Below are 18551 nucleotides of genomic sequence, written 5' to 3'. Positions count from 1 at the left end.
AAGAACAGCTATTTTATTGAGAAGTATTTTTACAAATTTATAAAAAATTATTTTTTACACTCTTGCCATTTTGCTGATGCGCTTTATTTGAAAAGTAGAATTGCTCTTTAGTGAAACTATTTTGTTAAGAGATAAACCGCAGTATTTTTAAATGGAGATTACGGTATATTTTCAAAGTCTTGTGTTTTTATTGATTTTTTAGCTTGAATCCCTCTAGCTAAAAGGGTTGGGGACTTTTCTAGATTTGATGTTGTTGCAGAGATTTTAGGGCGATGCCGTAAAGATAGCGGTATCGTAGGGGGAGAGTTTTGTCTTGATTTATTGGTTTTTGAAGTGCGCAAACAAGGGTTTTGCCGTGTGTGTTTTCGCACATTGTAATGATGTTGAACTCTGTTGGAGGAGGTTCTTATGAAAAAAAAATATTCCACACCAAATTTAATTAAAGTTGTCTCTCTTAGTACGGTAATGGCGACACTCTTATCGAGTGTTTCTCCTGTTTTTGCTGCCAATCTTGCTATAAGAGGAGCGACTATTAATAGTTCGAATCTTGGTGATGTTTCATATGCACATGGTAGTCATGGCAGTGTTGTTCTATCTGGTGATGATGACTACTGTGGTGTAGATAACGTTATTGGGCGTGGCGGCAAACAACAAGCGTCAGTTACTCAACGAATAACTGCAGAAGTCCAATATAACAGATTTATCACTGATCAAAAATTTGGTGATCGTAATCCTTATGGCACAACTACTGAAAAGGTCACTTGGGGTGGTAATAGTTGGACAACCCCTCGTGGTGGTTATATGGGAGCCCTAACGAGTGGCACTATTAGTGCTATGCCTGAGGCTTATGGTGTTTATTCTTTTGCTACCGGTTGTGGATCTGCTGCAACGGGTAATTATTCAACCGTTTTTGGTGCAGGTGCGACAGCAAAGGCAGGGGGTGCGCAAGCCTTTGGTGTTTCTGCACTTGCGGCTGGAAAAGCAAGTGTTGCTATAGGTGTGGGATCAGAAGCGTCGGGGGAATCTACGGTTGCTATTGGTGGGCTTGCAACTGCATTAGGTAAAAATAGCGTTGCTATGGGGACAAAGGTAAGGGCAGAAAAGAATTATGCGATTGCTATAGGCTCAGAGGCTGAAGCTCAAGCTTCAGGTTCTATTGCAATAGGGAGCAGACTCTCTGATAGAACTGAGACCGCTAATCCTGAAAGAAGAGTAATAGCGAAAGCTGAAAATGCGATTGCTATAGGTACGCACACATATGCTGAAGCGGAAGATTCTGTTGCTATTGGTGCAAATGCACAAGTAACTGTTTATGATGGTGTTGCTATAGGTGGAGGTTCTCTTTCTGATAGAGAAAAGGGGACTTTTGGTTATGATCCTGCCTTAAATGATAACTCGACAGAAGACGGTATGGCATGGAAAAGCACTGCAGGGGCTTTTAGTGTTGGTGAAGTTGGTGGCAGGGATAAGGGTAAACTAACACGACAAATTACAGGAGTTGCAGCGGGGAGTGCAGACACTGATGCGGTAAACGTAGCACAGCTAAAAGCTATGAGAGAAGTTATAGCAGGGGGAGGGGGCTGGAAACTTTCTGCTAACGATACCGATCCTATAGACGTGAATCCAGGAAGTACAATAGATTTTTCAGTGAAAAGTAAAAAAGACGAAGGAAAAGACAACTTAAAGATTGCAAAAAACACTGAAGGCACTAAGCATAAAATTGAATTTACTTTAAGTGATACTCTCACACTTACAAAAGTCACCACAGGCCAAAGCACGATGAGTGATGATGGCTTTTTTGTTAATGGTAAAGATGGTTCGCGCATGACTGTGGATGGCTTTTTTATTAATGATAATGGTCCAAATATAACTGTGGATGGTATTGATGCAGCCAAGCAAAAGATCACAAATGTAGCAGAGGGGACTGAAGATACCGATGCTGTAAATTATAAACAGCTGAAAGCTGTACAAGAGGCAACCAAAACGAGTTGGCAGCTTGCTGTTAACGGTGGAGATGCTACAGCTATTGGACCAAATGGCACAGTAAATTTCCAAGCAGCTGGAGATGAAGATAGAAAGAATATTAAGATTACAAAAGATAATGATCACAATGTCACATTTGATCTAGCTGATAATATTAATGTAATGAGTGTCACAGCAGGAGAAAGCATTATGAGTGCTGTTGGCTTTGGGTTTGAAGGTGGTGATGGGCCGAGCATAACTGTTAAGGGCATTCATGCTGGTGATAAAACGATTAAAGGAGTAGCGGCAGGGGAAGACGATACCGATGCTGTAAATTATAAGCAGTTAAAAGACTTTACAGCGGGAATTAAAACGGGTTGGAAACTTGCTGTTGAAGATGAAGAGCCTACAGATATTGGGGCAGAGAGTACAGTAAAGTTTGTAGGTGTTAATGCAGAGGATGGTAATGAAGAAAGTAAGAATATCAAAATTACCAAAAACGGTGACAATACTGTAAAGTTTGATTTGAATGATATTGTCAGAGTTAAACGTGTAATAGCAGGTAAGGCGAATGTAAGCGATGATGGCTTCGTGATTACTGGTGGTCCTAATATGACTACTGGGGGTATTTATGCTGGTAATAAACAAATTAAAGGGGTGGAAGAGGGAACTTTAGAGACCGATGCAGTGAATGTTGCACAATTGAACAAAATAAAAAATGAAATAGCAGGAAATAGTCTTGTTAAATGGGATGAAGTGCAGAAACTTATCACCATTGGTAAGGAAAAAAGTGGTACGAAAATTGATATCGCAGGTACTGATGGAGGGCGGATCATTACAAGCGTCAAAAATGGTGCAATTTCTGAAGATTCAACAGAAGCAATAAATGGTAGCCAGATTAATCAGATATCTGGAGATATTGCGAATTTCTTTGGTGGGAATGCAGCATTTGAAAATGGCGTCTTTGTAGGTCCAAAGTATAATTTATCTACAGTTTCTGCAGATGGTAAGGTAGTGCAGATGGTGTATACTGATGTTGGCTCAGCGTTGACAGGGCTTGATGTGAATGTCAAAAATGTAAATAGTCGTTTGACGCATGTTACTAATGAGTTTAATCAGAAATTTGATGATTTCTCTAAAGATGCTTTGCTTTGGAGCGAAAAAGAGCAAGCATTTGTTGCACTGCATGGACCAAATGGAGAAAAAACAGAAAGTAAGATTACTTACCTTTTGAATGGTGACATTAATGAAGACTCCACTGATGCAATAAATGGTTCCCAGCTTCATTCAGTGGGTAGTCAGATTGCTAATTATTTTGGCGGTGGAGCTAGCTATAAGGATGGAGAGTGGAGCAAGCCTACTTTCAAAATTTCTCAGCGTAATGAGGATGGCACTATTGTTGAGAAAAAGCATCATAATGTTGCTGATGCTTTTGAAGGTGTCGATAATTCTATCACAGATATTTATAATCAGATTAATAATGTGACAGAAAATAGCCTTGTAAAACAGGAAGGAGAAGATGGTCTTATTACTGTGGGTAAAGCAACCGGTGGTACTGAAATTAGCCTTGTAAATAAAGATAATCAAGAAAGAACACTTTCCGGTGTGAAAGATGGAGAACTTTCTCAAACATCAACGCAAGCGGTAAATGGTTCACAGCTTTTTGCTACGAATAAGAAGGTTACAACTGTTACTGGTAATCTATCAAAAGTTGCTGAAAATACATCGAAATATTTTGGGGGTAGTACAGATGTACTCGAAGGTATAGAACCAACTTTCCTTATTCAGGGGCAGACACATCGTAATGTTACGGATGCATTTACTGCTGTCAATACTTCTATCACAAATATTGATAATAAGATTTCCGATGTGGTAAAAAATAGTCTTGTTAAGCAAGACGGAGTTTCTGCTTCTATCACTATTGGTAAGGATACAGCTGGTACTGAGATCAATATTGCAGGATATGGTAAGGTCGCACGTTCCATTTCTGGTGTTAAGGCAGCAGAAAAGGGCGATGAAGCTGTTAACAAAGACCAACTTGATAAAAGCATAAAGGATATTACTAAAGATATTGAGACAGCAACTGCTGCTGCGGTTCTCTATGATAAAGATGAAGATGGTAATGTTAATTATAGTAGTGTGACTTTGGGCGGCAATAAGAATAACGAGCCAGTTGCTCTTCATAACGTCAAAAAAGGTAGCCTTTCTGAAAATTCCCACGATGCAATCAATGGTAGTCAGATTAATAAAATATCAGCAGATATTGCAAAGTTTTTTGGCGGTGGTGCAAAGTTTGTTAACGGTGCTTTTGAAGGGCTGAAATATACTTTATCGGCTATTGTAGGTGGTGAGGTAGGGAAGGCTAACTTTTATGACGTTGGTTCAGCTTTAACAGGTCTTGATAAAAATGTTCAAGATGTGAATCAACGCTTAACGAATGTGTCCAATGAGTTTAATCAGAGAATTGAAGATTTCTCTAAAGATGCTTTACTGTGGGATGATGAAGAAGAAGCATTTGTGGCACGTCATGAAAAAGATGGGCAGAAAACAAAGAGCAAATTGAAGTATCTTTTGGATGGTGAGATTGCTCAAGGTTCAACAGATGCCATTACGGGCAACCAACTTTATTCCATGAATAACCAGCTTGCTAATTATTTCGGTGGCGGTGCTAAATATGAGAATGGCAAATGGACAAATCCTACTTTTAAGATTGTTCAAGTCAATGCTGATGGTACGACTGTTGAGAAAGAGCACCATAATGTCGCTGATGCTTTTGGTGATATTAATAATGGGATGTCAAATATTAACAACCGTATTGATGATGTCATCAACAAGGTCGATACAGATGCTTTAAAGTGGAACGATAAAGAAAAAGCCTATGATGCTAATCGTGATGGCAAGCCGAGTAAAATTATCAATGTAGCTGATGGTAAAATTGTAGAAGGTTCGAAAGATGCGGTTAATGGTGGACAACTTTGGGAAACTAATGAACGTGTCACTGGTGTTGAAAAAGATGTGAAGCATCTTACCAACAGAGTTGATAATATTTCCACTACGGTTACGGATATTGGTGAAACGGTTTTCAATATTGAAAACAAAGTTAACGATATTGCTGAGGACGCTGTTCGTTATGACAGAGATGCAAACGGCAAAAAGACCAATAAAATCACATTAGCGGGTGGTGATGCCAGTGAACCTGTTTTGATTGATAATGTAGCTGATGGTAAAATTGAGAAGGGATCAAAAGAAGCTGTAAATGGTGGTCAACTCCATGACTATACTAAAGAACAGATGAAGATTATTCTTGATGAATCCAAGCACTACACAGATCAACGGGTTAATAATATTGTGATTGATGCGATTGATGATGCTGTTGATCAGTCTAAACAATATACAGATATGAAGTTTAACGTTTTAAACTACAGTATTGAGAGTGTGAAAAAAGAGGCAAGACAAGCAGCGGCTATTGGTCTTGCGGTGTCTAACTTACGCTACAATGATACACCTGGAAAATTAAGCGTTGGATTTGGTACTGGTTTATGGCGTAGTCAATCTGCATTTGCCTTTGGTGCAGGTTACACCTCAGAAAATGGAAAATACCGCTCTAACATATCCGCAACAACTTCTGGAGGTCACTGGGGTGTAGGTGCGGGATTCAATATGACATTGAACTGATAATAAACAAAATACATAAAAATTCCTTTTCACCCCTGTCTCATGAGGCAGGGGTGAATTGTTGTTACGTATGTAAAAATTATATATAAATTGATAAGCGCTATAACGACAAATACAGGTTTAAAAAACAGAAAAAACCTATACACTTTCAACAAAATGAACTTCTTATTTCAAAATAAGATAATAAGTTTTTCCATAAATTATAAGTTCATTATTTTTTCTTTAATTTTTAAATCTGAAAAATCTGTAGCACTCTACAGATAGAAAAAAACCTTTTGCTCTCTACAAATCTATTAAAAAGCTTTCTACTAAGATAAAAGTACACATTCAAATGTATTTCAACTTTACTGGAAGAAGTTATAAAACAATCCACTAAATCAACTCTACCCCTTGCAAAAAACAAACAATAAGTTTAAAAGTTAAAAAAACTAATCACCACAAAGAAATTTACTTTCTTAGGAAATGTAAAAGAGCAAAACACATTAACCATAAAAGCTAAAAACACAACTTCTCTATCTTTGCAGTCCGGTACTAAATTTTTGAATACGTTTAGAAAAACCAAATTTAGGAAACTTTATAGCGTTTAAATGTGTCTTTTTTGTGTTTATAGTTATTTCTTTCATTGGGGAGTTCATTATGAAAAAATTATATACAAAATTAGCAGGGAGCAATTTAAAATTTTCCCGTTTTCCTTTTATTAAAGTCCTATCCTTGACTTCAATAGCTGCACTTTTAGCCAGTATTTCCCCTGTTTTTTCGAATGATCTTGATTCAGGAGAAGAGATTTCTGCAAACATAAGGAACACTGCTGAGATATATCCACAAAGTATTGTCTCTGTTTATGATAGCTATAACAGTGATTTGGATTCTTCTAGTGCATCACAGGAAAATTATTTAACAGCGCTGAATGTTTCTTTGACATCCAAGGTAAGTGCTGCTGATGACTATGCAAATTTTTTAACCAAAACTCTTACTGGTGTGAGCGATTATAGTCCTATAGTGAATGTTTTGGCAGAAGCCAGCGATTCAATACGTTCAATTGATATGAATGCTGGAAGTAAAAAAATAACAAGAGCAGCTTTAACTCCAAGAGTTGTAACGGGCGGTCAAATGACTAGGGATGGGAATTTGGGTAATCCTCTTGTCCATGGTGAACGAGCTCAGGGAGAAGCTCATGATGCTATTGTTTACGGGCAGGTAGCGCAGACGAAGGCTGACCAAGGGATTGCAATCGGCTTAACTGCTTTAGCCGGTAGGAGTAGAGATACTAAAAATAGCATTGCAATCGGTTCTTCTCTAACCGATAGTTATGATGAAAAAGAGAGAACAGTTTCATTAGGTGATTTTTCAATAGCCTTCGGTAGTAAAGCACATAGTTATGCAAATGAAGCGATTGCTATGGGGTACAATGCATATGCACAGGAGCAGGCGCTGCAGGGAATTGCTATAGGCGCTAGCTCTAATGTGACGGTTGCGGCAGGTGTTGCTCTAGGAAGCGATTCTATATCCGATAGGGCTGCTGGTGAGCTTGGCTACACTTCTTTGTTGCAGGGGCCTGCAACAAACGTTGAGGCGCAATGGAAAAGTACGCGGGGCTCAGTTAGTGTTGGTGATTATAGTAAGGGTATAACCAGACAAATTACAGGCGTAGCTGCTGGTTCTAATATTACCGATGCAGTGAACCTTAAACAGTTGCAGGACTTAGAACAAGTTGTAAGACAAAACGGTTGGAAATTCTCTGTTGGAGATAAAAATGCTACAACTGTTCTTATGGATAGCGCGGTAGATTTTTCCGCTGGAAGTAGCAACCTAAATATTACAAAGGGCGAAGATGACAATAAAGTAAAGTTTGATCTGGCTCAAGACATTGCACTGGAGAGCGTAAAGGCAGGTACAAATACCTTAGATGCTACGGGCTTAGTAATTACTGATGGTCCGAAAATAACCACCGGAGGTATTGATGCTGGGGGTAAAAAGATTACAGGAGTGTCGGATGGCACTGGAGCGAACGATGCAGTTAATTTTTCACAGTTAAGCAAAACCAATGAGAGTCTTTCGTCCACAGCGAGAAATCTGGAAACGGCTATGGCGAATACATCAAAATATTTTGGTGGAGGTGCAGGAGTTGCTGGTTCTGACATGACGGGACCAACTTATGACTTATCCAAGATTGATACAAAGGGTAATATAACAGAGGGCTCTTTTAAAGATGTTGGTAGTGCATTTACTGGTCTTGATACAAATATCAAGAATGTGAATGCACGGATTAAAGAAGTTTCTGAAGGAGTAGCACAGGATTCTTTGTTATGGAATGATGAAGCCAATGCCTTTGTAGCGCGTCATGAAAAGAGAAAAGAAGAAAAAGGCAGGGCTGTAAGAACACAAGAAAACAGTAGAATTACGTTTCTAGAAAGTGGTGAGATTACCCAAAACTCAACAGATGCAGTAAATGGTGGTCAGTTCTATACAATGGGTAACATGCTTGCATCCTATTTTGGTGGTGGTGCTGGTTATGATGAAGCGGGCATATGGAGAGAACCAGATTTCAAGATCAAGCAGTTTAGTGAGGATGGTACTTCTTTTGACAAGAAATATACGAATGTAGCTGATGCACTTGCAGGTGTTGGAAGTTCTATCACGAATGTTCAGAATAAATTGACTGAACAGGTTAACGATGTGATTACCAAAGTGGAAAGCGAGAGCTTTGTTCAGCAAGACAAGACAACGAGTCGTCTCACTATTGGTGCAAAAGTAGGTGGCGCAGAAATCAATATTGCAAATGAAAGCGGTGCGGATCGGATAATTTCTGGTGTTGGGGAAGCAAAGAACAATAATGACGCTGTTAACAAAAGCCAGCTTGATAGCAATATCAAGAATGTCAATGATAATGTAACAAATAAGTTTAGCGAACTTACTAAAAACATAACGAATATTACTCAGCAAGTTAAAGGTGATGCTTTGTTATGGAACGATGAAGCCAATGCCTTTGTAGCACGTCATGAAAAGAAGCAAGAAGAAAAAGGCAGAGCTGTAAGGACACAAGAAAACAGTAGAATTACGTTTCTTTTAGATGGTGTTGTTTCTAAAGATTCAACGGATGCTGTCACGGGTGGTCAGCTTTATTCGCTGAACGAACAACTTGCAACCTATTTTGGTGGTGGTGCTGGTTATGATGAGCAAGGACAATGGAAAGCTCCAAGTTTTAAGGTTAAGACAGTTAAGGATGATGGTAAATCTGAAGAGAAAACTTATAGCAATGTGGCGGATGCTTTGGCTGGAGTTGGTAATTCTTTCATAAATATTAGAAATGAGATTAGCAAAGAGATTAATAATGAGATTGCCAATGTGAAAGGTGATAGCCTTGTTAAGAAAGATCAAGCAACCAATCTTATCACTATTGGTAAAGAAGTAGAAGGCAGTGAAATCAATATCGCTAATAGTAGCAAAGCAGATCGAACTCTTTCTGGTGTGAAGGCAGCAACACAAAATAATGAAGCGGTTAATAAAGGTCAGCTTGATGAAAGTTTAGAGAAGCTTTCTAATAGTCTTCAATCAGATGACTCGGCTGTTGTTCACTATGATAAAAAAGATGGTGATAATAACACTATAAATTATGCGAGTGTGACTTTAGGAAAAGGTGCAAATTCTGCTGCTGTAGCACTTCACAATGTTGCCGATGGTCAGATTGCCAAGGGTTCATATGATGCAGTCACGGGTGGACAGCTTCATATCATCACAGATGATTTCTCAAAGATTTTAGGTGGCGATGTATCCTTTGATGGCAAAAACTTTAAAGGACCAGGGTATAAATTATCGAATATTGATGAAAAAGGTGTTGTAACAGATAAACCGCATACCGATGTTGGTTCTGCCTTTAAAGGACTTGATGATAATATCAAGAATGTGAATGCTCGCATTAAGGAAGTCTCAGAAGGAGTTGCACAAGATTCTTTATCTTGGAGCGATGCTGACAAAGCTTTTGTCGCCCAGCATGGGGAAGGTGATGACAGAAAGGCAAGTAAAATCACATCGCTTGCTGTAGGAGATATTACGAAAGAATCGATGGATGCCGTAAATGGTTCTCAACTTTATTCACTGGGCGATAAGGTTGCAAAATATTTTTCTGATGACGCTGAATATAAGGATGGGGAATTGAAAGTTCCTGATTTTAAGCTCAAAATTATCAATGATGATGGCACTGAAGCTGAATCAAGCTATAAGAATGTATCAGATGCATTTTCAGGTGTGGGTAAACTTTTCACAAAGGTTCAAACTGCGATCAGCGATGTAATCAGTAATTTGCTTGTTACGAAAAATGAAGATGTTATCAACATTGGTAAAGGAGTAGAAGGTAGTGAAATCAATATCGCAAACAAGAGTGGTAAGGATAGAACCCTTTCTGGTGTGAAGGCAGCAGAAAAAGCCAATGAAGCTGTGAACAAAGAACAATTTGATAAAGGTTTGAAGGATCTTTCTGATACCCTTCTGTCTGATAGTTCTTCTGTTGTTCTTTACGATAAAACAACAGATAATCAAACTGATTATACAAATGTAACTTTTGGGAAAGGGAAGGATGCTACACCTGTTGCGCTCCATAATGTAGCCGCCGGATCGATTGCGGAAAACTCAACGGATGTTATCAATGGAGGACAGGTTCACATTCTTTCAATGGATATAGCAAAATTGTTGGGTGGAGATGCTGAATTTAAGGGTGGTGCTTTTAAAGGGCCAACTTATAATTTATCCAGTATTGATAAAGGTGGCGAAGTAACAGATAAACCGCATACCGATGTTGGTTCTGCCTTTAAAGGACTTGATGACAATATCAAGAATGTGAACGCTCGCATTAAGGAGGTCTCAGAGGGAGTTGCACAAGATTCTTTATCTTGGAGCGATGGTGACAAAGCTTTTATCGCTCTGCATGGGAAAGGTGATGACAGAAAAGCAAGCAAGATCACATCACTTGCGGCTGGCTCTATAGTATCAGGCTCGAATGATGCGGTTAATGGCGGACAGATTTATGATCTGAATCAGTCGCTAGCAAAGTATTTTGGTGGTGATGCTAAGTATGATGGTGATGGCTGGGCGCTTCCAGGTTTCAAGATAATGACTTTCCAAGAAGATGGAAGCTTTGAAGAGGAGAATTATGATAGCATTGCAGCCGCGTTTGCCGGTGTAAATAAGGTTTTCAAGAATCTTCATAATGAGATTTCAGACAACATTGAGCAAAATGCGTTGTTGTGGAGTGATGATGCAGGTGCGTTTGTAGCACAGCATGAGAAAGAAGGTAACAAGGAAAACAGCAAGATCACGTTCCTTGCGAAAGGAAAGATATCAGAAGATTCGACGGATGCGATTAATGGTGGTCAGATTTATACACTTCAACAGACATTTGCCTCATATTTTGGTGGAGGAGCTGGTTATGATAAGGAAGGAAACTGGCAAGGACCAAAATTCACTGTTCAGGTCTTTAATAAGGATGGTACGAAAGGTGATAAAGAGGAGCGTAATAATGTCTCTGAAGCATTTGATGTTGTTAATGACAGCATGAGCACTATCAACGATCGTATAAAAGAAGTTGAAAAGGGTACCTCTTTGAATAGTCTGAATTGGAATGAAGAAAAAGGAAGTTATGATGCATCTCATGTGGATTCTCAGGGTGTTAAGAGTCCAAGTAAGATTATCAATGTAGCGAATGGTAAGGTAGACAGAGATTCAAAAGAAGCAGTGAATGGAGGACAGCTTTGGGAAACTCAGCAGATGATTACAGATCAGGTCAAGGATATTGAAAATAGAGTTACGGAGGGATCTGTACAATACGATAAAGATAAAGAAACGGGAAAAAAGACCAATAAAGTTAGCTTAGTTGGTGGAGATGAAAGTTCTCCAGTATTAATAGCCAATGTAGCCGATGGAAAGATAGAAAAGGATTCGAAAGAAGCGGTTAATGGCGGTCAATTAAAAGATAAGATGGATTTTGTGCTTGAAAGTGCCAATAAGTATACGGATGAGCAAATTTCTCATCTTGTAAAAGATGGAGTTAGTGGGGCTAATTCGTATACGGATATGAAGTTTTCGACATTAAGTTATGCTGTTGAGGATGTTCGAAAAGAGGCAAGACAAGCAGCAGCTGTTGGTTTAGCGGTAGCTGGTTTACGCTATAGTGATATTCCTGGAAAATTAACAATCGCATTTGGTAGTGGTTTATGGCGTAGTCAATCTGCTTTTGCTTTTGGTGCAGGTTATACTTCAGAGAACGGTGATATTGGTTCCAACTTGTCAATTACCACTTCTGGAGGTCACTGGGGTATAAGTACAGGGGTTAATGTGATACTCAACTAATAAACGACTAAATCCATAAAATTGATTTGCCTTTTTCTTATTTAAGAAAAGGGCAAATTTTTTACTTTCTTCCAGAACTCTCTAAAGCTATTCTAAATGTATAAAACTCCCGTAATTATATAAAATCCGAATATAAAAAGCTTATTACAACTTTTGTTGAGAATAAAAGAGCTTAGTGGTAAAGATTCAAAAAATTGATTGCTATTATTTTGATTTATTAAAATGTTTCAAGCAATGTAAATACGAATATACCCTTTATTAAAAGAAGACAGTTTTAGCTTTTATTTTCGTATAGTTTTAAACGTATGCTTTATAATGCAACGATCTACAGGATATGCAATGTACTCCAAACACAAGTATTGCTTTAGGGTAGTGGAGCGCAAACGGAAAAAGAATGGAGCGTTGCTGTAGGCAATATGGCTCATGCTTTAGAGAAAAGCAGTGTCGCAGTAGGTGGTGAATATAATAAGAAGAGCGAACACGGGGAAAATGATTATACTCTTTCGAAGAGTGATTATTCAACAGTAGTAGGAGCTGTTTCTAAAGCTTTAGAATATGGTTCGATTGCTCTTGGTCACTCCGTGCATATGCATTTGCTCAATAAGCTATTTCTATGGGCTTCTATTCAAAAGCAAAAGGGGGTGGAAGTATCGCTTTAGGTTCCTATTCTAAAGAAAGTGATGGTTGATGGGAGAGCTATCGGGAACAACTCTGTGTCTGGTAGAGCTGCTGGCGTTTTTGGAGATACGTCTGTTCTGCAAGGACCGGTTAAAAACATCTAATCTCAATGGAAAAGTACGAAAGTTGCAGTAAGTATTGGTGTTCCTAGTAAGAACATAACGCGACAAATTATAGGCGTAGCAGCTGGCGTAGCAGCTGATAGAAAATCTGCCGATGCAGTGAACCTTAGACAGTTGCAAGATTTAGAAGAAGTCGTAAGAAAAAAGGTTGAAAACTGTCTATTTCTGATGAGGCAGCTAAAGATATGGGGGCTAGATAGTGCAATGAATTTTTCACAACTGAAGGGAATAAAAGAACAAGTAGCAGTGAGTATTTTTGTAAAACAGGATACAGCAACGAGACACATTACCATTAGTAAGGATATAGATGGGGCATTTTAGTAAAAAGCTTTCATAAATCCTCTAATGAAATAAAAAAATCTTATTCACGAAAAATAAACTGATGCCTAGCGGATGATCAATAGGCACAACAAAAATTATACCTCTTTCAAAGAGATCAAAGCTAAAAACAACACACAACCTATGATAGAAAAATGAAATATATTCTAATATTAAGTATTTTTTTACCTTCCTCAAATTGATTTTTACGAACCTTCCCCTAATTACCCTTCTAAAGACGCTGTAGAAACAACAGCTTATGTCTTAATTTTATTTATGACCTAAAACACGCTGTAAAAGCAGGAACACGCAAAGGAAATAAGAAAGCTTTAGAGTTCTAGAGCATACCTTTTTTGTGTTTTTAATCTATTATTATGAAGGGGGTATTATGAAAAAATTATATACTACACAAAATCTGCGTGATTTGAGTTTTTCTCGTTCACATCATCGATCATCATTGTTTAAAGTAGCTTCGTTAGGAACTGCGGTGGCATTGTTTTTATCAAATGCTTCTCCTGTTTTTTCAGCAAATCTCGATTTAACAAAAGCATCTCTTGAAAATGTGAAGAATGCTGCCGTGGTTTATCCGCAAAGTACTCTTTCTGCTTATAATGATTATACAAGTGCTATGGGGGGGGAAAATTCTGTCATAAATGTTTTAACAGTCGACGGAAGGTCTGTATGGAAAGATGCGCAAAATATCTTTACAGTGGGTGGCGCTGTTATTTTAGATCCAGAGAAATATACGGCAAAGGGGAAAAGTGTTGCTATAGACTCTACAGCGCACACTTTAGGACTAGGTAATATCGCGATAGATGCCGGATATAATAACCAAGATGATAATAGAGATGCATTCGTAAATGCTTATTCTTTACGAGTGAGGGCTGATGGTGATGAAACTGTTGCTATAGGGTCTGGGCCTGAAACGCGGGCGTATGGAAAGGTTATTCTTGGGGACGGTTCTGGGACTATCTCAGGTTTTGGCATGGCCGGTTATGATCCTTTCACTAAAGGTTTATCAGGTGATGATAGTCATGTATGGGTAGGTAATGCAGGTATAGCGACTATTGGTAATGATAAAGAGAAGATGGCGCGCCAGCTTGAGGGGGTGGCAGCTGGTACTTATAATACTGATGCTGTGAATGTTGCGCAGTTAAAATCATTACAAAAATACGTAGATCAAGGTTGGAACCTATCCGTTGGGGGTGAAAATGCTAAAGCCGTTGGTATAAAAGATACTGTAGATTTGTCAGCGGCAAGTGGCAACCTTACGATTATAAAAGGTGAGGAAGACAATAATGTAAAATTTGATCTAGCTAAGAATATTACAGTGGAACGAGTTACCGCTGGAAGAAGCTCTATAAGTGATGATGGCATTCTGTTTGCTAATGGGGCTGGTATAACTGTGGATGGTATTAATGCTGGCAATAAGCAGATTACAGGAGTGGCAGCTGGGGAAGAACCTGAGGATGCAGTGAATTTTGCGCAGTTAGGGAAGATTGAGAATACAGTTGAAGGTGTAACTCATAATATATCACAATATTTTGGTGGTGGAGCGGATGTATTTAACGGTAAGGCGCCCAGTTACACTATTCAGGGCAAACCACATAATGGTTTTGAATCTACTTTTAATGCTGTTGATACTTCTATCACGAATATACAAAATCAGATTGCGAATGTGGCAAAAAACAGCCTCGTTAAGCAGGAGGAAAATGAAAGTGCTATCACCATTGGTGAGTCAACAGGTGGCACTGAAATCAATGTTGCAAACAAATCTGGTGAAAATAGGATAATTTCCGGTGTGAAGGCAGCTGTAAATGCTAATGACGCTGTTAATAAAGAACAACTGGATGGGCGTATAGCAGATATTAGTAACAGTATTAATAACATTGAAGAGGGAAGTGCTTTTGCAGTTCTCTACGATAAAAAAGCAGATGGAGCCGTTAATTATAATAGTGTGTCTTTAGGTGGTGATAAGACTACAGCACCGGTTGCTCTCCGTAATGTTAAAGATGGGAAAATTATTGAAAATTCGCATGATGCAATCAATGGTAGTCAGCTTTGGAAGACGAATGATCGTGTTGCAGGTGCTGAAAAGGATATTGTCCATATTAACGATAAGGTTACTAACATATCAGCTACGGTTACTGATCTTGGTGAAGAGGTGTTCAATATTCAGAAAGTGGGTGCTTTTGCAGTTCTCTACGATAAAAAAGCAGATGGAGCCGTTAATTATAATAGTGTGTCTTTAGGTGGTGATAAGACTACGGCACCGGTTGCTCTCCATAATGTTAAAGATGGCATGATTGCGCAAGGATCGCATGATGCAATTAATGGTAGCCAGATTGAAAAAATATCCCGAGATGTAGCAGTCATTTTTGGTGGTGATGCGGAATTTAGCGAAGGTATTTTGTTTGGTCCGCACTATCATTTATCGCAAATTTCTGAAGATGGTGTAGCAATAACTAAGGACCATAATAATGTTGGTGATGCTTTGACAGGGCTTGATGACAATATCAACAATGTGAATAGCCGCTTAACACATGTAGCCAATGAGTTTACTCAGAAAATTGATGGTGTCTCTAAAGATTCTCTGTTGTGGAGTAATAATGAGCAGGCATTTGTAGCACAGCATGGAGCAGACAAAGAAAATAGCAAAATTAAATTTCTTGCCAATGGAGACATTTCTGCTAATTCAACCGATGCGGTAAATGGTTCACAACTTTTTGTTACTAATCAGAATGTTACCACTGTTACGAATAATCTAGCAAAAATTTCTCAAAATACATCTCAATATTTTGGTGGTGGTGCAGATGTATCTAACGGTAAGGCTCCCACTTACACTATTCAGGGTAAGCCACACAATGGTTTTGAATCTACTTTTAATGCTGTTGATGCTTCTATCACGAATATTCAAAATCAGATTACGAATGCGACAAAAAACAGCCTCGTTAAACAAGAAGAAAATGAAGGTACTATCACCATAGGTAAGGCAACAGGTGGTATAGAAATCAATGTTGCAAATAATGCAGGCAACGATAGGACGATTTCTGGTGTGAAGGCAGCTGTAAATGCTAATGAAGCTGTTAACAAAGCCCAGCTTGATAAAAGTATAGAGATGATTTCTAATGATATTAATCTCACAAGTGCTGCTGCAGTTCTCTACGATAAAGAAAACGGTGCCATTAATTATGGTAGCGTAACTTTAGGTGGGGTAGATAACCAAGACCCTGTTGCTCTTCATAATGTTAAAGATGGCATAATTGCGCAAGGATCGCATGATGCAATCAATGGGAACCAAATTAATAAAATATCTGGAGATATAGCAAATTATTTTGGTGGTGGTGCGTCATTCAAGAATGGTACCTTTAAAGGACCAAAATATAGTTTATCTGTTATTGATACAGATGGTCAGATGGCAAAAGCCAACTATTATGACGTTGGGTCAGCTTTGACAGGTCTTGATGCAAATGTGAAGAGTGTGAATACGCATCTGACGAATGTGGTAAACGATGTTAATGAAAAAATCACGAATATTACTCAAGAAGTTAAAGGGGACGCCTTGTTGTGGAACGGTGATGAGCAGGCATTTGTAGCACAGCATGGAGAGGGAAGAACCAATAGCAAAATTAAGTTTCTTGCCAATGGAGACATTTCTGCTAATTCAACCGATGCGGTAAATGGTTCACAACTTTTTGTTACTAATCAGAATGTTACCACTGTTACGAATAATCTAGCAAAAATTTCTCAAAATACATCTCAATATTTTGGTGGTGGTGCAGATGTATCTAACGGTAAGGCTCCCACTTACACTATTCAGGGTAAGCCACACAATGGTTTTGAATCTACTTTTAATGCTGTTGATGCTTCTATCACGAATATTCAAAATCAGATTACGAATGCGACAAAAAATAGCCTCGTTAAGCAGGAAGAGAATGAAGGTGCTATCACCATTGGTGAGTCAACAGGTGGTATAGAAATCAATGTTGCAAACGAATCTGGTGATGCTCGTACAATTTCCGGTGTAAAAGCTGCAGAGTGGAGTGATGAAGCTGTTAACAAAGCCCAGCTTGATAAAAGTATAGAGATGATTTCTAATGATATTAATCTCACAAGAGCTGCTGCAGTTCTCTACGATAAAGAAAATGGTGCCATTAATTATGGTAGCGTAACTTTAGGTGGGGTAGATAACCAAGACCCTGTTGCTCTCCATAATGTTAAAGATGGCATAATTGCGCAAGGATCGCATGATGCAATCAATGGGAACCAAATTAATAAAATATCTGGAGATATAGCAAATTATTTTGGTGGTGATGCTTCATTCGAAAATGGTGCCTTTAAAGGACCAAAATATAGTTTATCTGTTATTGTTGAAGATGGTCAGGTGGCAAAAGCCAATTATCATGACGTTGGCTCAGCTTTGACAGGTCTTGATGCAAATGTGAAGAGTGTGAATACGCATCTGACGAATGTGGTAAACGATGTCAATGAAAAAATCACGAATATTACTCAAGAAGTTAAAGGGGACGCCTTGTTGTGGAACAGTGATGAGCAGGCATTTGTAGCACAGCATGGAGAGGGAAGAACCAATAGCAAAATTAAGTTTCTTGCCAATGGAGATATTTCTGCTAATTCAACCGATGCTATAAATGGTTCGCAACTTTATCTTATGAGCAACCAATTGGCTGCGTATTTTGGTGGTGGCGCTGGCTATAATAATGGAGAATGGACTGCTCCTACTTTCAAGATAGCACAATTCAAGGCTGACGGTAGCTCTGGTGAAAAGAAGAATTATCATAACGTTGCCAGTGCTTTTGACGGCGTGAGTGAGAGTATGTCTAAGATAAACGACCGCATTCAAAATGTTGAAAACAATGTCTCGTCTAATGGTTTAAATTGGAATGAGCAGAAAAAAGCTTATGACGCTAGCCATGATGGTCAACCAAGTAAGATTATCAATGTAGCAGATGGTAAAATTGTAGAAGGGTCAAAAGATGCAGTCAATGGCGGACAGCTTTGGGAGACCAACGAACGTATCACTGGCGTTGAAAAAGATATTAAGCATATTGAAAACAGAGTCGACAATATTTCCACTACGGTTACGAATATTGGTGAAACGGTTTTCAATATTGAAGACAGAGTTGATAATATTGAGAACACGGTTAATAATCTTTCTGATGGCGCAGTTAACTATGATAAAGATGGAGAAGGAAACAAAACCAATAGGATCACTTTAGAGGGTGGAGATTCCAGTGAACCTGTTTTAATTGATAATGTTGCGGATGGCCGTATTGAGAAGGACTCGAAAGAAGCTGTGAATGGTGGTCAACTGCATGATTACACTCAGCAACAGATGAAAATTGTTCTCGATGATGCAAAAAAATATACGGATAGTCGGGTGGATAATATTGTTATTAATGCCATTGATGATGCTGTTGATCGGTCTGACCGATA

General features: G+C 38.6%; 4 protein-coding genes and 1 pseudogene. All 5 read left to right on the top strand.

All coding sequences use genetic code 11. The features are described 5' to 3' along the window. Positions 1 to 408 precede the first annotated feature (408 nt). Positions 409 to 5637: a Vomp family autotransporter gene (locus ACFILY_RS00025; RefSeq protein ID WP_375637167.1), complete on the top strand. Its 5229-nt coding sequence runs from the start codon at positions 409 to 411 to the stop codon at positions 5635 to 5637. A 636-nt stretch (positions 5638 to 6273) separates the two neighbouring features. Next, positions 6274 to 11979 carry a YadA-like family protein gene (locus tag ACFILY_RS00020; RefSeq protein WP_375673249.1) on the top strand — a complete coding sequence of 1902 codons (5706 nt, stop codon included), beginning with the start codon at positions 6274 to 6276 and terminating at the stop codon, positions 11977 to 11979. 401 nt (positions 11980 to 12380) lie between these two features. Beyond that, a pseudogene (locus tag ACFILY_RS00015) lies at positions 12381 to 12638 on the top strand (hypothetical protein); the annotation flags it as partial. Between the two features lie 156 nt (positions 12639 to 12794). Beyond that, the gene (locus ACFILY_RS00010) at positions 12795 to 13100 is read left to right on the top strand and encodes a hypothetical protein (RefSeq protein WP_375637346.1); all 306 of its coding nucleotides are present in this window, start codon (positions 12795 to 12797) and stop codon (positions 13098 to 13100) included. A gap of 385 nt (positions 13101 to 13485) precedes the next feature. Continuing rightward, a partial coding sequence (locus ACFILY_RS00005; protein WP_375637163.1) for a hypothetical protein occupies positions 13486 to 18551 on the top strand: 5066 nt, incomplete at its 3' end.

The sequence above is a fragment of the Bartonella sp. CL25QHWL genome (assembly GCF_042195335.1).
GTDB lineage: Bacteria > Pseudomonadota > Alphaproteobacteria > Rhizobiales > Rhizobiaceae > Bartonella.
This window is presented reverse-complemented; position numbering and strand designations above follow the sequence as displayed.

Coding starts and splice junctions, on each gene's coding strand:
- ACFILY_RS00025 (WP_375637167.1), top strand. CDS start 409: ATGAAAAAAAAATATTCCACACCAAATTTAATTAAAGTTGTCTCTCTT.
- ACFILY_RS00020 (WP_375673249.1), top strand. CDS start 6,274: ATGAAAAAATTATATACAAAATTAGCAGGGAGCAATTTAAAATTTTCC.